Origin of the sequence: Thalassotalea insulae, from assembly GCF_030161395.1 — a bacterium.
Lineage (GTDB): Bacteria > Pseudomonadota > Gammaproteobacteria > Enterobacterales > Alteromonadaceae > Thalassotalea_E > Thalassotalea_E insulae.
The window spans coordinates 3,829,845-3,848,428 of record NZ_BSST01000001.1 but is presented as its reverse complement, the minus strand read 5'-3'; the positions used below and the strand labels follow the sequence as shown (position 1 = coordinate 3,848,428).

The 18,584-nt window shown below is 38.9% G+C and carries 16 protein-coding genes; 9 read left to right on the top strand and 7 right to left on the bottom strand.

Annotation, left to right across the window (positions count from 1 at the left end):
- Nucleotides 1-232 precede the first annotated feature (232 nt).
- Nucleotides 233-2,611 carry a DUF5916 domain-containing protein gene (locus tag QQK06_RS17250; RefSeq protein WP_284246040.1) on the top strand — a complete coding sequence of 793 codons (2,379 nt, stop codon included), beginning with the start codon at nucleotides 233-235 and terminating at the stop codon, nucleotides 2,609-2,611.
- 191 nt (nucleotides 2,612-2,802) lie between these two features.
- Complete coding sequence (locus QQK06_RS17245) at nucleotides 2,803-5,181, top strand: carbohydrate binding family 9 domain-containing protein (RefSeq protein ID WP_284246038.1); 2,379 nt, start codon at nucleotides 2,803-2,805, stop codon at nucleotides 5,179-5,181.
- Nucleotides 5,182-5,221: 40 nt separating this feature from the next.
- Here QQK06_RS17245 and QQK06_RS17240 read toward each other — a convergent pair whose 3' ends face one another.
- Nucleotides 5,222-6,058: an RDD family protein gene (locus tag QQK06_RS17240; RefSeq protein WP_284246037.1), complete on the bottom strand. Its 837-nt coding sequence runs from the start codon at nucleotides 6,056-6,058 to the stop codon at nucleotides 5,222-5,224.
- Between the two features lie 219 nt (nucleotides 6,059-6,277).
- On the opposite strand from QQK06_RS17240, the gene cysK reads away from it, so the two are divergent.
- Nucleotides 6,278-7,246 (top strand): cysteine synthase A, encoded by a 969-nt coding sequence (gene cysK / locus QQK06_RS17235; protein WP_284246036.1) that lies wholly within the window; start codon nucleotides 6,278-6,280, stop codon nucleotides 7,244-7,246.
- A 98-nt stretch (nucleotides 7,247-7,344) separates the two neighbouring features.
- The gene (locus QQK06_RS17230; protein WP_284246035.1) at nucleotides 7,345-7,776 is read left to right on the top strand and encodes a hypothetical protein; all 432 of its coding nucleotides are present in this window, start codon (nucleotides 7,345-7,347) and stop codon (nucleotides 7,774-7,776) included.
- 75 nt (nucleotides 7,777-7,851) lie between these two features.
- On the opposite strand, the gene ggt is transcribed toward QQK06_RS17230, so the two are convergent.
- Together ggt and QQK06_RS17220 are read right to left on the bottom strand one after the other, a co-directional pair.
- A complete protein-coding gene (gene ggt, locus QQK06_RS17225; protein WP_284246034.1) occupies nucleotides 7,852-9,612 on the bottom strand; it encodes a gamma-glutamyltransferase in 1,761 nt (586 codons plus the stop codon).
- A gap of 9 nt (nucleotides 9,613-9,621) precedes the next feature.
- Nucleotides 9,622-10,200 (bottom strand): tRNA-uridine aminocarboxypropyltransferase, encoded by a 579-nt coding sequence (locus QQK06_RS17220; protein WP_284246032.1) that lies wholly within the window; start codon nucleotides 10,198-10,200, stop codon nucleotides 9,622-9,624.
- A gap of 28 nt (nucleotides 10,201-10,228) precedes the next feature.
- Between QQK06_RS17220 and rrtA the strand changes: the two genes are divergently transcribed.
- Nucleotides 10,229-10,825, top strand: a complete 597-nt coding sequence (gene rrtA, locus QQK06_RS17215) for a rhombosortase (protein WP_284246031.1) — start codon at nucleotides 10,229-10,231, stop codon at nucleotides 10,823-10,825.
- Nucleotides 10,826-10,890: 65 nt separating this feature from the next.
- On the opposite strand, the gene QQK06_RS17210 is transcribed toward rrtA, so the two are convergent.
- On the bottom strand, nucleotides 10,891-11,757 hold the full coding sequence (locus QQK06_RS17210; RefSeq protein ID WP_284246641.1) for a flagellar protein MotY: 867 nt from the start codon (nucleotides 11,755-11,757) through the stop codon (nucleotides 10,891-10,893).
- A 185-nt stretch (nucleotides 11,758-11,942) separates the two neighbouring features.
- Here QQK06_RS17210 and rnt point away from each other — a divergent pair, with 185 nt between their 5' ends.
- Nucleotides 11,943-12,629 carry a ribonuclease T gene (gene rnt, locus QQK06_RS17205; protein WP_284246029.1) on the top strand — a complete coding sequence of 229 codons (687 nt, stop codon included), beginning with the start codon at nucleotides 11,943-11,945 and terminating at the stop codon, nucleotides 12,627-12,629.
- Here rnt and QQK06_RS17200 read toward each other — a convergent pair.
- The 3 genes from QQK06_RS17200 to QQK06_RS17190 form a co-directional block, all read right to left on the bottom strand.
- Nucleotides 12,626-13,006 (bottom strand): hypothetical protein, encoded by a 381-nt coding sequence (locus QQK06_RS17200; RefSeq protein WP_284246028.1) that lies wholly within the window; start codon nucleotides 13,004-13,006, stop codon nucleotides 12,626-12,628. The genes rnt and QQK06_RS17200 overlap by 4 nt on opposite strands.
- Before the next feature lie 138 nt (nucleotides 13,007-13,144).
- Nucleotides 13,145-13,750 carry a peroxiredoxin gene (locus QQK06_RS17195; protein WP_284246026.1) on the bottom strand — a complete coding sequence of 202 codons (606 nt, stop codon included), beginning with the start codon at nucleotides 13,748-13,750 and terminating at the stop codon, nucleotides 13,145-13,147.
- 97 nt (nucleotides 13,751-13,847) lie between these two features.
- Nucleotides 13,848-14,180, bottom strand: a complete 333-nt coding sequence (locus tag QQK06_RS17190; protein ID WP_284246025.1) for a Grx4 family monothiol glutaredoxin — start codon at nucleotides 14,178-14,180, stop codon at nucleotides 13,848-13,850.
- 258 nt (nucleotides 14,181-14,438) lie between these two features.
- Between QQK06_RS17190 and sodB the strand changes: the two genes are divergently transcribed.
- From sodB to QQK06_RS17175, 3 genes are all read left to right on the top strand, one after another.
- Entirely contained in the window at nucleotides 14,439-15,020 is a 582-nt protein-coding gene (gene sodB / locus QQK06_RS17185; RefSeq protein ID WP_284246024.1) for a superoxide dismutase [Fe], read from the top strand.
- Between the two features lie 308 nt (nucleotides 15,021-15,328).
- A complete protein-coding gene (locus QQK06_RS17180; protein WP_284246023.1) occupies nucleotides 15,329-17,263 on the top strand; it encodes a PrkA family serine protein kinase in 1,935 nt (644 codons plus the stop codon).
- A 33-nt stretch (nucleotides 17,264-17,296) separates the two neighbouring features.
- Complete coding sequence (locus QQK06_RS17175) at nucleotides 17,297-18,574, top strand: YeaH/YhbH family protein (protein WP_284246022.1); 1,278 nt, start codon at nucleotides 17,297-17,299, stop codon at nucleotides 18,572-18,574.
- Nucleotides 18,575-18,584: the final 10 nt, after the last annotated feature.

The window sequence follows — 18,584 nt, the reverse complement described above, 5'->3', positions numbered from 1 at the left end:
GCTAATTAAACGTTTACTAATTATGCCGAAATCATTGGTAAAATTCGACCTTTAAATAGTCTAATTAAACTGACCAGCAGATATGTTAAAAATAACAAATAATTAACAAAATCAGCACAGTATCGCCATTAAACCTATGAAAGATGCCAGTTATCGCTAATCTTTTGACTCCACAAGCTTAGTTCATAGAATGGCTGATTTAACGATTCAATTCACCAATAGCGGAGCATAAATGTTTGCAGTAAAAACAAAGTTTCTCGCGATACTTTCCACTATTTCATGCACTTTCCTGCTAACATCTTCTCCTTTAGCAGCGAAAACACCGAGTAAAGCAAACATTGAAATATCACGGATCTCAGGTGAAATTACCATAGATGCTCAGTTAGATGAACCACAATGGCAGCAAGCAACTAAGGTATTAGTCAATAATGTTACCCGCCCCTATGACAACATTACTAGCCCAGTTTATACCGAAGCACGTTTAATGGAAGACGGTGAAGTGTTTTATATTGCCTTTATTGCCAAGGACCCTAACCCGACACAAATCCGTGCATTTTTAAAAGACAGAGATAAATCGTGGGGCGACGATATTGTTGGGATAAAAATAGACACCTTTAACGATCAACGTAGCGCTTATCGCTTTCTCGTTAATCCGCTTGGCTCACAAATTGACGGTATAGAAAATGAAGTAACGAAAAAAGAAAGTGATTCCTGGGATGGCATTTGGGACAGTGCCGGCACGATTACCGATGACGGCTATATTGTTGAATTCGCCCTGCCATTGCGCATGCTTAATTTTACTGAAAAATCACAATTTCAAAATTGGGGCATCGAGCTGCTACGGATGTATCCTCGTGATGAAAGACTCAGACTTTCTAACATTTATTTAGATCGCAGTAATAACTGTGAAATATGTCAACTGCACACCGCCACAGGTTTTAGCGGTGCGAAACAGGGGGATAACTTAACCGTCACCCCGTCATTAGTTGTCGGCAAACACGAAGAAAAAGACAGTGACACTGAGCTTTGGCAAGAAAATAAAAATACCGAAGCCAGTTTAGATCTGCGCTGGGGGATCACGCCGGAGTTATTGTTAAACGCGACTATTAATCCTGACTTTTCAACCGTTGAAACTGATAATGCACAATTAAATATCAATAATAACTTTGCGCTACATTTTCAGGAAAAAAGGCCTTTCTTTCTCGATAATGCCGATTATTTTGATTCCAACTACAACTTAATTTACACCCGTAATATCAATGCACCTAATTATGGCGCTAAATTAACAGGTCGTAAAAATGCTCACTCTTTCGGCTTATTCGCAACAGATGATAGCACGACCAATATTCTGATCCCCGGCAACAGAGCTTCGGCAATAGCGGAAATTGAGGGAGAGTCAAAAGCAACGGCACTACGTTACCGTTATAATTATAATTCAGACATTACTCTGGGCTGGATCAGCACGTTACGTACTGCCTCTGACTATCATAATGCAGTACACGGCGTTGATGCACGTTTTCGCATTAACCAAGCGGATGTTTTTAAATTTCAATCTTTATACTCAAACACTCAGTACCCTGATAATTTAGCGGAGCAGTTTTGCGATAGTGAACTATTAGCCGATTGTCAATCACCACAAACAATACAATGCCAGTTTAGTGATTGTTATTATAATGAGCAGACGTTAAGAACATTAAACTCAGATGCCTTTAGCGGTAACGCCTTTAGAGCTGGTTTTTATCATAATGACAGCAACTGGTATTACCGAGCGACATATGATAGAAAAAATGCCGGTTTTCGCGGAGACTTAGGTTTTATTTCGCACATAGATCACCACAAATTTTCTATCGGTGGAGATAGAAAATGGTATGCCAAGCCGGGCAAATGGTGGAATCAGATTAAGGTTTATTCAGATTGGGACATCACCCATAACGATGATAACGAACTCATTGAAAAAGAGTTTGAAATCAATACTCAACTCAATGCTCTTTATAACGCTTACTTTCGCGTAGGCTACACTCATAGAGAGCTGGTGGGCAGCCGACTTGATCAATCATCATTAAAAATTGATGGTAACACCACACTGTTTACCGAAAATCAGTGGCAGTTAACCGCCAATATAAAACCTATATTAGGCTTAAGCCTCAATAGTCACTTTACTATTGGTGACGCGATAGATTACAGTAATAACCGTTTAGGTCAGCAACAACGACTCACACTATCAAGTAAGTGGAACGCCAATAAGCATATTGAATTAACAGTAAAACAGGTATTTAGACAACTAAATGCCGACAGCAACAATGTCTTTAATGCCCGTTTAACGGATGTTCGCGCTAATTATCAATTTAATGTTAACAGCTTTATTCGTCTAACACTGGTTTACAATAATACCTCCCGCAACCCAGACAATTACTTGTATAGTGATCCAGAAGATATCAGCAAGCACAGCAGAAGCCTTTCATCAGAATTATTATATGGCTATAAGCTAAACCCGCAAACGGTGTTTTATCTTGGCTATTCCGATTATAGCGATACCGAAGAAAACTTTCGTGACTTAGCACGTAATCAACGTAGTATGTTTATGAAGTTTAGTTATGCTTGGATGAAGTAATATATAAAAAGCAGTACTCGGTAAAAATAGAGTTACTTTAAGATGAAAAAGCTTAACATAGCGATTTTTCAAGCTTTTTTATCTCAATTCATATGAATAAATTGTAATCACTGCAAAAATTTGTAAAAATTTGCCCTCCCAAGAATATACTGTGCACCAGTGCAGATAACAATAATAAAATTGGAGCTGTCATGCAGTCAAAGAGTCGTTACTGCTCTCGGTTATTTTTTCCTGTATTTTTTTTACTATCGCTACTCCTGCTTTTAAATAAAGTACAAGCAAATAATAACGAAAATACTGTTAACATTCCCTATAGTCATTTATCTGCAACTATTGATGGCAACTTAGATGACCCCATCTGGCGGCAGGCAAGAACTATTTCACTCGATACTGTAAACTGGCCGTGGAATAACCAAGAAAGTCCCGTTACAACAACAGCAAAAATTATTGAAAATGGTGAATTTATTTTCATCAGTTTTTTGGCACATGATCCACACCCAGAACACATCAAAGCGTTTCTCGGGGACAGAGATAGCCGCTGGGACGATGATATCGTCGGCATCAAGCTAGATACCTATAATAATCGTCGGCTCAATTATGAGTTTTTTGTAAATCCGTTTGGCGTACAAATGGACAGTATCAAAAACGTGATGAAAGGCACAGCAAACGATTCCTGGAACGGTATTTGGGATTCGTTTGGTAAACTAACGAGCCAAGGATTTCAAGTCGAAATCGCACTGCCCTACCGCATGCTAAATTTTGACGATAGCAAACAAACTAAAACTTGGGCATTTGAGCTGGTCCGTTTGTATCCAAGAGATACTGCACTGCGCATCTCACATATCCCAATCGACAGAGACAATGATTGTTGGTTATGTCAAGCACCGGAAATATCAGGCTTTAGTAACGCTGAGACCGGTAAAAACCTAATGTTAACACCAACTTTAGTTGCCAACCGAAGCGAAGAAAGAGACATATATCAGCCGCAAAGCGATTGGCAGAGCGACAATGATCTAGATGCAGGTTTAGATTTACGCTGGGGCATCAATGCTAATACCTTACTCAATGTCACACTAAACCCAGATTTTTCTACCGTAGAAAGTGATGCGGGTCAGCTCAGTGTGAATAAAACCTATTCATTATTTTATGATGAAAAACGGCCCTTCTTTTTAGACAACGCCGACTACTTTGCCAGTCAATATGATCTGGTTTATACCCGCAATATTGCCGATCCAGATTATGGTGCAAAATTAACCGGCACGAAAAACAACCATAACTACGGCATGTTTATTACTAACGATACTGAAACTAATTTTATTGTTCCCGGTAATACCGGCTCAGAGATCGCATCATTAAACAAAAAAAGTCATTCGGCCGCGTTTAAATATCGCTATGATTTCAATGACGACTTTTCCATCGGCGCTATCAGTACCTTAAGAACAGCCGATAGTTATCACAACTATCTACTTGGTGTTGATTCGAAATATAGAATCGATGAATCAAACACTGTCTCGGGGCAGGTACTTAACTCAGCAACACAATACCCGGATGATTTATTTCGTGATTTTTGCTTTAGCGACAATGCCGCTGACTGCACTAACAAAACAGCCACTAGCTGCACATTCGGTAACTGCTCTTATTCTGAGCAAGTACATCGAACCCAACAACAGGGTGAATTTACCGGCAGTGCACTTAAAGCCAATTACGAGCATAAATCTGAAGATTGGCACTTAGTCGCAGAGCATCAGCGAATCAACAAAAACTTTCGCGCAGATTTAGGCTACATGCCAAAAGTCGATTACCGCTCTGAGCGGATATTAGTTGATCGATTATTTTACGGGCAACCGGAATCTCTGTGGTCTGAAATGAAAATATCTGGCCAATGGCAGATTAATCATAACCAAAAAGGCGAGCTGCTAGAGAGATCACTGCATTCTAGTTTTTCCATTGATGGCCCAATGCAATCAAATTTTGAAGCAAGCTTTGATTATGCAAGTAAGGTAGGTTTACGCCACAATGAATCTAGCCTGGCAATCGATAATAACACCAGCCTATTTAATGAAAAATTACTCACTTTATATGGCGGTGCACAATTAACCAATGCTGTTTTTGCGGAAGCCGAGCTTAAATTCGGCGACAAAATAGATTATCGCAATAATCGTCTTGGTGATTATCGAGAGCTTTTTTCTGGCATTTCTTACAATATCAACCGCCATTTACAAGCTGATATATATTATACCGACAGTGAGTTAACGGCCGATGGCGCTAATGTTTATCAAGCTAAATTAACTGAACTTAGAGTCTCTTATCAATTTGATGTTCATAGCTATTTAAAGCTCAACCTGGTTTACAGCGACGTCGACATTAATACCGCTAACTATCCATACGCTGAGGTGTCAAATACAAACAAAAACCTATCAAGCCAGCTAATATACGCCTATAAGTTAAACCCACAAACCGTGTTTTATCTTGGTTATTCGGATAATAGTTATCAGGACGACTACCTAAACAGCTTGGAACGCGATCAACGCACCTTTTTTACTAAAGTCAGCTATGCTTGGATGCCTTAACCCCTAGCGCAAATAAACCGATATTAAGCAGTGAATTGCATTAGTGCGCTTCACTGCTATTCAGCTTTTTTAAATCGATCACCACCGTTGATGAAATTTTATCGTGAATTGCCTGACGATTAGGATCCCAGTATATTTGTATAAAACCTAATAACCCTGTTGCCAGCCCTGCTCCATAGCCACCATAGCGACCAAAGCTATCCCATACCGACAACGGCGTGCCATCAAGCTGGATCACTTTAATTTGCATTAAACGCTTGCCTGGTGTCTGACCATGCCAAATTGCAGTGAGCACACTAAAATAAAATGCAGCCCAGCCAAAACTTAAACCTAAATCATTAATTAAGCCTTTGAGCCATTCTACCCCTTTATAAATCATCTCGCTGTTACTATGTGGAGCATTGGTTCGCTCACGCTTTTCAAGCTCTTTTAACGGTGCTGAACTTTGCTCAATCACAGGTTTAGCCATTTCCGATATTTCAGCTGACGCGCTATCTGTATACTGCTCAATGAACTCAGGTAACGTTGACAACAACAGCACTAATAACATCATTGCACCAAAATAACGTAATAAACGCCGACGAAAATTACGCTTTTTACCTTGCTGTTGAGCCCTTTTTTTGCTGCCTAAGCGAAAAAATGTCATTGCGACAACAAATGCCAATAGCTCACCTGGCGTTTCTGCTAATAAGGCGATCAAGATAAAATCTATCAGTAACGCCAGCCCACGTTTCCATGGAACGGCCAATGGTAAACCAAATAACGATTTGTCTATTTCAAAAGCAAACGGTGTTAAGATTTTTTTAGTTTCTTCTGCATCGAGCGGACTCGCTCCTTGCGCTTCTTCAACGGCAATTATTTGCTTTTTATCAACCACAACTTATCCTTAATTCAACAACTGACGATAATAGCGTCAACATTTAGGTGATTATGCAGCAACATGCTACTTATTACTTTTTGAAATATAAGATATAACTAATCGGAACTTCTGTTTATAGAAATAACAATTACTATTATTACTATATCGTGAGAATGGTAATGTTTAAACGTTAGTTCAACACGAATTTTAGCTAATTAATTATCAAAGGATTTGCAGATGTCAAATATTTTTGAAGATAACTCAACCTCAATTGGCAAAACGCCACTGGTAAAACTTAATCGTGTCACTGGCGGTAACGTTTACGCAAAAGTTGAAGCAAGAAACCCAAGTTTTAGTGTTAAGTGCCGTATTGGTGCCAATATGATCTGGGATGCAGAAAAGCGCGGTGTACTTACTGCTGGCAAAGAAATCATCGAACCAACAAGTGGTAATACGGGTATCGCTTTAGCCTTTGTCGCAGCAGCACGCGGTTATGCCATTACCTTAACTATGCCAGCTACTATGAGTTTAGAGCGTCGTAAATTACTCGCAGCATTAGGTGCTAAATTAGAGCTTACCGACGGCGCGAAAGGCATGGGTGGGGCTATTGCAAAAGCTCAGGAAATTAAAGATTCAGATCCAGATAAATATGTTTTATTGGGTCAATTTGATAACCCAGCTAACCCAGAAATCCATGAAAAAACAACTGGCCCTGAAATTTGGCAAGATACCGATGGTAATATCGATATTTTTGTTGCCGGTGTTGGTACTGGCGGCACTATTACTGGTGTCAGTCGTTATCTTAAAAATACTCAAGGTAAAGATGTTTTATCGGTTGCGGTTGAACCAACGGACTCCCCTGTTATTTCACAAAAATTAGCAGGTGAAGAACTTAAACCGGGACCACATAAAATTCAAGGCATCGGCGCAGGCTTTATTCCTGGCAACTTAGATCTAGAAGTTATTGATGCAGTTGAACAAGTGTCAAATGATGACGCGATGGAAATGGCGCATCGATTAATGAAAGAAGAAGGGATCTTAGCCGGTATTTCTTCTGGTGCCGCCGTTGTTGCTGCTAAACGCTTAGCGGAAAAACCAGAGAATGAAGGTAAAAATATTGTCGTTATTTTACCAAGCTCAGCAGAGCGCTATTTATCCAGCGCGCTATTCACTGACAGCTTCTCGGACAAAGAACTCGTTCAGTAGCTCTTCATAACTACTTAAAAATAAGGCGCATGATGCGCCTTTTTTATTAATTAAAATCATGTATTATGTGGCTATTAGTCGTTAGTTAATACATCAAGATGAAATACTTTATATATTTAATATTTCCATTGTTATTTTTGCTCAGTGCTTGCGGAGATCAAGAAGAGCAAATCAAAGAAATCGATAACCCTGAAAAAGTCGCCATTGCGTTTTTCAATGCCCTGTATAATGAAAAAAACCTAGAAAAAGCAGCATCCGTCTGTAGCCCAAAACTTTCACGGATCATTATGCATTATAAATCGCCGAAAGCTGTGGCAAGACACATTTTTAATATGTCTTATGATAAAGTGATGGTAGAGCCTGATTCGAGTGGTGTTAAAGTGCGTGAGCAATTTAAAAACAAAGCCGTGATCACCTTATATTTTGATGGTAGTTATAACGATGAAAGACTAAAAGATGTCAAACGCATCTCGCTAATTCAACTTGATGATCGCTGGGTAATAGACAAAATTTTAAAAGACCCTTTTTAGACGGTTGCTTAAATAATCAATCATAAAAAACGGTCAAATGACCGTTTTTTATTTTACCCGTTTTACTGAGCTTGCCTAATCTCCCATCACCTTACCTTCACGGCGAGGATCTGCACCACCAACTAATCCGTAAGGAGTAACCTCTATCGCATGTAAGCCACTGTTTAAATCACGTAGATAGACCTTATGACCTTTCGCCTCAAGCCCTGATTTTATTTGCTCAATCGAAGTACCTTTCTCTAAGGTAGTAACACGATTACGATTGGTAACTTTCGGCAAGTTTATTGCCTCTTGTGGATTTAACTGCCAATCAAGCATAGCAAGTAGAGTTTGCGCGACATAATCAATAATACGGCTACCGCCAGGTGAACCGACGACAATTTTCAACGCGCCATCTTCAAACACCATCATAGGAGCCATAGAACTTCTTGGCCTTTTTAATGGTTCTAAACGATTAGCGACCAATTTACCATTCACTTCAGGCTGCAATGAAAAGTCTGTTAACTGATTATTTAAAATAAAACCTTCGACCATCACTGCAGAGCCAAAGCCCATTTCAATGCTTGTGGTCATAGACACCGCATTGCCATCTGCATCAACAATAGAAATATGACTAGTAGACGGTAGTTCCAACGCATTATCATCAGCTAACGCAAGTGCACCTTTCGGCATCCCAGGTTGTGCTCTATTTACATCCTGATGAATATTAATTAATTCAGTTCGCTGCTGCAGATAAGCTGGCTCTAATAAGCCATCCACGGGTACCTTAACAAAATCATTATCCGCCATAAAACGCTCCCGATCAGCAAATGCCAAACGTGAGCTCTGAGTAAATAAATGCACGGTTTGCACATCTTCAAATTTTCGCTGAAACATTTTAAACGGTGCTAACTGACTTAAAATTTGAATCACCGCGACTCCACCGGAACTCGGCGGCGCCATACCACAAATTTGATACTTACGATAAGCCCCACAGACCGCTGCACGTTCTACTGCCTGGTAATTAGCCATATCTTCTAATGATAATACTCCCGGCGCAATCGGCGACTCCTGCACCGCTTTAACGATGCTTTTCGCTATCCAGCCACGATAAAAAGGTGTTATCCCCTCTTTCGCTATTGTGCTATAAACCTTGGCTAATTTCGGGTTTTTAAGTTTATCGCCCGCTTGTACTGGCCGTCCATTTGGGAAAAAGTAATGATAAATCTCCGGTAATTCAGTGATCCCAGGATTAAACTCCAGTTCCACTAATTTTTGTAACCGAGGGGATACCCTAAAGCCACTTTCCGCTAGTTTAATCGCATCTTGAAACAACATTTCCCAGGGTAATTTACCATATTGCTGATGTGCTTTTTTCAACGCCGATAAAACCCCTGGCACTCCGACAGAACGTCCTCCGACAACAGCTTTTATCCAAGGAATTGCTTTACCGCTTTGATCAAGAAATAAATCTTGCTGTGCTCGCTTTGGTGCCGTTTCGCGGCCATCAAAGGTGGTTAATTTTTGCTGATGACGATCCCAATGCAAAATAAAGCTACCACCACCAATACCTGACGACTGCGGTTCAACCAAATTTAACGCCATTTGTACCGCAATGGCAGCATCAATCGCGCTGCCTCCCTGTTTTAAAATATTGTACCCGATTCGGCTGGCATAAGGGTTAGCCGCAACCACCATAAATTTCTTTGCTTTAACCGCTTGTTTTTGCTCTATACCTGTTGCGGCTTCTGGCTCACGATCTTCCTTTACCTGATCAGCAGTAGCGGCAATAGTCTGAGATTGCAGCAATATAAATAGTAAACTCGCAATGAGCCCTAACCAATTTGGAGATAACATAAACTTCCTTTATTTTGCTCTAAATGACATTTGCAATTGATTAAACTGTTCAAAACGATTTAATAATTCATGATAATTTTTTGCTCTACTTTCTAGTAAATTCAGCGCATGACAGCACGCTTCTAATGTTGATAATGCACCTTGCTTTTTGGTTTGCCGAATTTGATAACGACTTTCCACCCCTGACGGTAAAATCAAATGCGGTAAGTGATGCAAAAACCTATTGATCATAAATAAACGATACGCTTTTTTCCAAGTACCGTCGAGCAGTATCAGGCATCGAATATCGGACTGATAATCCCCTGCATCAATAGTAACTGCATGCTCAGATGGATATAACAATGCTATATGCCCCTGATATTTAGTTAATATTGATAATAAATCTTGATGCTCTGCAAAGTCTTCCCCAACAAAGACTTCAGCACTCGCTAGCGAGTTAACTAATAAGGTTGCAGTGCCTTTAACTTGCTTTACTTCGCTAGGGTGTTGTAAAACCACAACATGAATACTGTTGTCTATAGAAGTAAATAAGTGACAAATACAGCTAACTTGCGGGCGATGACATGAGTTACAATAGACTCGAGACATTAACTTTATAAAAACCTATTACAATATAATGTTGAAAATTAAACAATTACCAATAAATACAACGCATATTTCTGGCCCAGTTCTATTACTGATTTTAACTGTTTTTTGTTACTTTTTTAATGAAAATTTTAGCCAATACTTTGTCTATAACAGACCTTTAATTATTGAACATCAATATTGGCGGCTGATCACCGCACACATTTTTCATACCAACTACGCACATTTATTACTCAATGCCCTGGCAGTTATTCTACTATGGTTAATCCACGGCCACTATTATTCTTTATTTCAATACCTAAGCTTAACGCTTATTAGTGCTCTTATAATTAGTATCAGTATTTTTATTTTTGACCCAGAAATGCTGCAGTATGTTGGACTTTCCGGTGTTTTGCATGCGTTATTTGTTTGGGGAGCGTTAAAAGATATTACAGCAAAAGAAAAAACGGGTTATTTGTTATTAATTGGTGTGATTGTCAAAATTGCTCACGAACAATTTTTTGGTGCGAGCGAAGACATTGCCAGCCTAATAAATGCCAGTGTGGCAATCAATGCTCACTTATCCGGCGCACTCGTTGGACTCGGATATTATTTTATCCCCAAAATAGGCAAAAAATTTATACACTAAATAAGCAAATAGCAATAAAAAAGCCAATCACTAAGGATTGGCTTAACACGAGAAAATAGTAACAGCTATTCTTTGTCCATCCGGATAACAACCCGACGGTTTTTCGCTCGACCTAATACTGTATCATTCGATGCGATATGGCGTTTTTCGCCATAACCTTTTGCTTCTATACGCGATGGGTCAATACCATTTTTAACAAAATAATCGCGAATTTTATTTGCGCGCTGTTCAGACGTTTTTTGGTTCGTTGCTCTGCCGCCATAACTGTCGGTAAAACCATCAACTAACACCAGCTCAAGCTCGGTATCTAAACTCAAATATTCGGTGATCATGGCAATACGGCGTTTCGATGCTTTAGTAAATTGATCACTATTAAACTCAAAATTTAACACCGTGTAAGCAATATCATCAAAACTGTAATTTAATAGATTGCCAACACAACCGATAAACTCTTGGTACGCCTTATTAAAGCGTGACGTTGATAAGCCAACGGCAATACGGTCATTTTCGTTATACCAATCATCATAATAAAAGGTAGGATTCATCCCTTGCTCTAATTCTGAGAGCATCGTCCAAGCAACCTTTTTAGGTAAATCAGGGGAAAACTGCTTATGCAACTTCATATCTGCAATGGTACGTTCTGCTATACCTGGCTTCCAGTTCGGTGCTATCGCCCTAACTTGCGCTAACGAATAATTATCAGGTAAACGCAGCATATCTAACTCAAATTCCATGTTTGAATTTCGGTTAGCACGACTATAGAATTTCGCTTTACCATAATTCGGAATATTATGGGATAACGTACATTCCAGTCTTGAAGCATTAGTCAACTGCCACTGAGAACTCCCCAGATCGGCTTGGTATTGCCTGATCCCGGCATGACTTTGGCTGACAAATATACTTAATGATATAGCTAATAGAGTTTTCTTCATCATGATCTTATCTATCTTCAAGAACTTCACTCTTACTATCGACTTTACTGCCAATTACTTTAACAGTTTTTTATAATTATCGCAGATAATGGCTATTTTTCTAGAAACGCTTTAGTTTTACAACTAAAAATCTGCGATAATGCTGACAATAGACCAAGTGTAAAATTAAGACTTCAGATAACCCCATGACAGAAGTAACAAATAACAATACTCAATCTTCAGAAGCCGTAAAATATCATTATGCAAATCGTTTTCGTGGCTATTATCCGGTAGTAGTTGATGTTGAAACCGCCGGCTTTAATGCACAAACAGATGCCCTGCTTGAAATAGCAGCTACCACTTTAACGCTTAATGAAGACACAGGAATGTTTTCTTTAGATGAAACGATTCACTTTCATATAGAACCATTTGAAGGGGCTAACTTAGAGCCCGCGGCCTTGGAATTTACCGGCATAGACCCAAATAACCCGTTGAGGGGTGCGATCAATGAAGAAGAAGCATTAAAAGCAATCTTTAAAATGATCCGTAAAAAAATGAAAGCAGCCGGTTGCCAGCGCGCTATTATGGTGGCACATAATGCCGCTTTTGATTTAGGATTTGTCAATGCGGCAACTGAGCGATGTAAGATTAAACGTTCACCTTTTCATCCTTTTGTCAGTTTTGATACCACAACGTTGTCAGGTTTGGCATTAGGCCAAACAGTATTAGCAAAAGCTTGTCAGGCAGCGGAGCTTGAATTTGATAATAAAGAAGCACATTCCGCATTATATGATACTGAAAAAACTGCAGCGCTTTTTTGTTACATAGTCAATAAGTGGCAATCATTAGGCGGCTGGCCGATTGCTAATGAGGCACCATCAGAAAAAAGTTAAAACAAACCTTTTGCCTTTGACCGGTTTGTCCGGCGACACACTAAATTTCTTAACGCTAAGACAAATAATGCAAAAGCAACAAACTGCAAGATGGGTTGACGGGTAGACATTAAAATAAAGATCCCTATTGCCCCATAGGTATAAGGTAAGTATTCATATAATAATTCAGGCAACGCGTGTTTAATTGCACGATAATTCTGCTTGTCTAACCGCCTATGCGCAGAACGAGTCACTAAAACAACGCAGGCAACGATATAAAAAATAGCGCCAGAGAAAATATAATACCAGCTATCGCCATAGGCGAGTAATGCCCCACTGAGTAAAAAATATAAATACGGCAAATTTTCATAAATTACTTTAGGTAATACCACAGCCACGATCTCCCTGTTAACGGTTTTAGTGTAGTAGCAAATGCTAAATAATTAAATTTAAATCAAATTTTTTCAAGTATTAAATATCAGATAACAAAAAAGCCGCAAATGCGGCTTTTATTAAATTAACAAAACTCAGTGATATTATAATTTATCAGCATTATCTGTTAAGTAAGAAGCAACACCTTCAGGAGATGCTGTCATACCTTTATCACCTTTATTCCAACCAGCTGGACAAACTTCACCGTGCTCTTGATGGAATTGTAATGCATCAACCATACGGATCATTTCATCTACGTTACGGCCAAGCGGTAAATCATTCACTACTTGATGACGAACATTACCTTCTTCATCAATTAAGAATGAACCACGAAAAGCAACACCAGCTTCTGGATGTTCAACATCATAAGCTTGACAGATTTCATGTTTAGTATCAGCAACTAAAGTGTACTGAACTGGTCCGATACCACCTTCGTTTACCGGGGTATTACGCCATGCATTATGTGAGAATTGTGAGTCAATGGACACACCAATAACTTCTACGCCACGGCTTTTGAACTCTTCAAAACGGTGATCAAATGCTAATAACTCTGAAGGACAAACAAATGTAAAGTCTAAAGGATAGAAAAATACTACCGCTTTTTTCCCTTTAATTGCTTCAGATAAAGTAAAGCTATCAACAATCTCACCACTACCTAAAACTGCTGCGGCTGTAAAATCCGGTGCCGGACGACCTACTAATACACTCATTTTTTTCTCCGATTTATTTACGTGATTAATATATGTATTTCTGCCTCACTAAGTATTGAGGCAGAAGCTATTTTTTCAACTAATAAATTTAAATAATCTATTGCTCAGACGCTTGCTTTGCTGCAACGTCTTTAACTAAGGTTTGTAATTCACCTTGTTGATACATTTCCAAAATAATATCACAGCCGCCAATTAGTTCGCCGTCAACCCATAGCTGAGGAAATGTTGGCCAATCGGCATATTTAGGTAATTCAGCACGAATGTCTGGATTTTGTAAAATATCAACATAGGCAAATTTTTCACCACAAGCCATTAACGCTTGCGATGCTTGAGAAGAAAACCCACAGCTCGGCAATTTTGGCGAACCCTTCATATATAATAAAATGCTATTCTCAGCGATTTGCTGTTTAATACGTTCAATCGTATCCATATCAACCTCTAATTTAATACTTATTGCATTGAATAATGGTGACTTTCATTGCTATATTCAATGCAATAACCACTATTTAATAAATCGTTCTAAGTGAAACGATATTAACTTGATAATTACTCTGGCAAAACCTATATATTTGGGTAAACTATGCAGAGTTGTTAATACCTGAGTATTTTACTCGGATTTTTATAAAAACAAACTACTTCTTTTATTTTGGGCAAAATAAATATTTCTAATCAATTCCTGGAGAATATAATGGCTATTGAATTACCAGCGTTACCTTATGCACAAGACGCTTTAGCACCGCACATTTCAGCAGAAACTTTAGAATACCATTACGGTAAACATCATAATACTTACGTAGTGAAACTAAATGGTTTAATTGAAGGTACTGACTTCGAAGGTAAATCATTAGAAGAGATAGTAAAATCTTCTGAAGGTGGGGTATTCAATAACGCAGCGCAAATTTGGAACCACACTTTCTATTGGAATAGCTTAAGCCCTAACGGCGGCGGTGAACCAACAGGTGCTTTAGCTGACGCAATCAACGCCAGCTTTGGTTCATTTGCTGAGTTTAAGGCCAAGTTTACTGACAGCGCCATTAATAACTTTGGTTCAAGCTGGACCTGGTTAGTTAAAAACAATGACGGCAGTTTAGCCATTGTTAATACATCAAACGCAGCAACGCCATTAACAGATGAAGGCGTTACTCCGCTATTAACTGTAGATTTATGGGAGCATGCTTATTACATTGACTACCGTAATTTACGTCCTAGCTATATGGAAGCATTTTGGGCATTAGCTAACTGGGATTTTGCTTCAGCAAACTTTGCATAAGTAGCAACTCAATGTTAAAAATAAAACCAGAGATTTTTTTCTCTGGTTTTTTTATCACTAAACCTCAGTAACCCCACAAAATTCTCTTTCACGCCCCGTCATTAAATTTACAAAATAATATCCATTTTTTACTACGTTATAAAAAATAAAGACTAAGCTTATAAATAGATAAGGTGATTTTTCGGTCTTTATTATTTAGCAGACTGAGTAAGAACAACAACAAGGAAAGTCACAAGAGTTGTTACAGCCAATTACACTCTTCAAGCTCTTATTCAGTGAGTAGTAAAAATTTTTTTGTGGAGACGGTTATGAGTATTTTTCAGCACTATCAGTCACGTTATGATCAAGCGCAAGAGGAAACTTGCTCTGTCCAAGATTTCTTAAAAATTTGCCAAAAGGATCATTTTGCTTACGCTAGCGCCGCCGAACGGCTGCTTAAAGCCATTGGCGAACCAGAAATGATCGACACTTCTAAAGAGCCTGCGCTAAGCCGTATTTTCTCTAACAGGGTCATAGCTCGTTACCCTGCCTTTAAAGATTTTTATGGTATGGAAGAAGCAATAGAACAAATTGTTTCCTACCTCAAACATGCCTCGCAAGGTTTGGAAGAGAAAAAACAAATTCTTTATTTATTAGGCCCGGTCGGTGGTGGTAAATCTTCATTAGCAGAAAAGCTAAAATCTTTGATGCAAAAAGAACCCATTTATGTGCTGAGTGCAAATGGTGAACGTAGCCCGGTAAACGACCATCCATTTTGCCTATTTGATAAAAATGCCGATGGCAAAATTTTAATGGATGAGTATAACATCCCGGAACGCTATCTAAATTGCATCATGTCCCCATGGGTCGCAAAACGACTACATGAATTTAAAGGTGATATTACTAAATTTGATGTTGTTAAAGTCTATCCGTCTATATTAGATCAAATAGCAATTGCCAAAACCGAACCTGGTGATGATAACAACCAAGATATTTCGGCATTAGTCGGTAAAGTTGATATTCGCCAATTAGAGCACTTCGCGCAAAATGATCCTGATGCCTATAGCTACTCTGGAGCATTATGCCGGGCAAACCAAGGGGTGATGGAATTTGTCGAAATGTTTAAAGCCCCCATTAAAGTGCTTCACCCGTTACTCACTGCAACACAAGAAGGTAACTATAATCCAACCGAAGGACTTTCAGCCCTACCATTTGACGGTATTTTACTCGCGCATTCCAATGAGTCAGAATGGCAAACCTTTAGAAACAACAAAAACAATGAAGCATTCTTAGACCGAGTCTACATTGTAAAAGTGCCTTACTGTATGCGGGTTTCTGAAGAAGTTAAAATTTATCAGAAACTATTGAGAAACAGTGAGCTGGCAGAAGCGCAATGTGCCCCTGATACCTTAGAAACCCTAGCGCAATTTTCAGTATTATCTCGCTTAAAAGCGCCTGAAAACTCGAGCATTTATTCAAAAATGCGCGTTTATGACGGTGAAAGCTTAAAAGATACCGATCCAAAAGCAAAATCTTATCAAGAGTATCGCGATTATGCAGGTATTGATGAAGGCATGTCAGGCCTGTCTACCCGCTTTGCTTTTAAGATCTTATCTCGGGTATTTAACTTTGATCATATGGAAGTCGCCGCTAACCCTGTTCATTTATTTTATGTCTTAGAACAACAAATCGAACGAGAACAACTACCAAAAGAAACCGCAGAGCGTTATCTGGAGTTTATTAAAGGATATTTATCACCTCAATACATAGAATTTATCGGCAAGGAAATTCAAACAGCGTATTTGGAATCATATTCTGAATACGGCCAAAATATCTTTGACCGCTACGTTACTTACGCTGATTTTTGGATCCAAGATCAAGAATATCGAGATGCTGAAACTGGACAATTATTTGATCGTGAAGCACTAAATAATGAGCTAGAGAAAATAGAAAAACCAGCCGGTATCAGTAACCCAAAAGACTTCCGCAATGAAATTGTTAACTTCGTCCTTCGGGCGAAAGCTAATAACAATGGTAAAAACCCAGTGTGGACCAGCTATGAAAAACTACGCACGGTTATTGAGAAGAAAATGTTTTCTAACACTGAAGACTTGTTACCAGTGATCTCATTTAATACTAAAACGTCAAACGACGATCAGCAAAAACATGATGATTTTGTCGATCGTATGATGAGCAAAGGCTACACTAAAAAGCAAGTGCGCCTGTTATCAGAATGGTACCTTCGTGTGAGAAAGTCTTCATAACGATAAGCAACCCTGGTTAATAGAGGTAGTTAGATGGCCAATTTTATCGATAGAAGGTTAAACAGTAAGAACAAAAGCACTGTCAATCGGCAGCGCTTTATTCGTCGCTATAAATCTCAAATCAAAAAATCCGTCGAACAAGCTGTCAATAAGCGTGGGGTCACCGATGTTGACAGCGGCGAAAACATCACTATTACCAAAAAAGATCTCAGTGAACCAGTATTTCATCAAGGTAAAGGTGGCGTGAAAGATAGAATACACCCTGGCAATGATCAATACAGTGAGGGAGATAAAATCAAACGCCCTCCTCAACAACAAGGTCAAGGCAGTGGGCAAGGAGAAGCTAGCAACTCGGGTGAAGGAGAAGACGATTTTGTCTTTTCAATCTCTAAAGATGAATACCTTAACTTATTGTTTGAAGATCTAGAGCTACCTAATCTGGAAAAAAACCAACTGGATAAACTGATCGATTATAAAACCGTACGTTCAGGCTATTGTGCAGAAGGTGTTCCGGCTAACATTGACATAGTTAAATCATTACAAGGTTCTATTGCCAGACGCATTGCGATGACATCAAGCAAGCGCAGATCTCTAAAAGAGCTAGAGCAACAGCTATTTGAATTAGAAAATGATACCCATGAGCACATTAAAGAAATCAAAGCGCTGAAACTGGAAATCAAAAAGCTCAAAGAAAAAATCAACAAAGTGCCTTTTATTGATACTTTTGACTTACGCTTTAGAAATTACGCCAGACAACCAGTACCAACATCCAAAGCGGTGATGTTTTGTTTAATGGACGTTTCTGGCTCAATGGATCAAGCAACCAAAGACATAGCAAAACGATTTTATATACTATTATATTTATTTCTCACCCGAACCTATAAAACCATAGATGTCGTCTATATTCGCCATCATACGCAAGCTAAAGAAGTAGACGAACAGGAGTTTTTCTACTCTCAAGAAACAGGCGGAACCATAGCCTCCAGCGCATTAGAGTTAATGGTAAAAATAATGGACGACCGTTATAACCCAAGAGAGTGGAATATCTATGGTGCTCAGGCATCAGACGGTGACAATTGGGCTGATGATTCACCACATTGCAAAGAGTTAATGTCAGAAAAGATTTTACCCATTGCACGATATTTTGCTTATATCGAAATCACCCAACGAGCACACCAAACCTTATGGCAATATTATCTGCAGGTTGCTGAACAGCATAAACACTTTGCAATGCAGCATATTCGCTCCGTCGAAGATATTTATCCAGTATTTAGAGAGCTATTTAAAAAAGATAGCCAAAAAGTCGCCTAACCATCGCTTA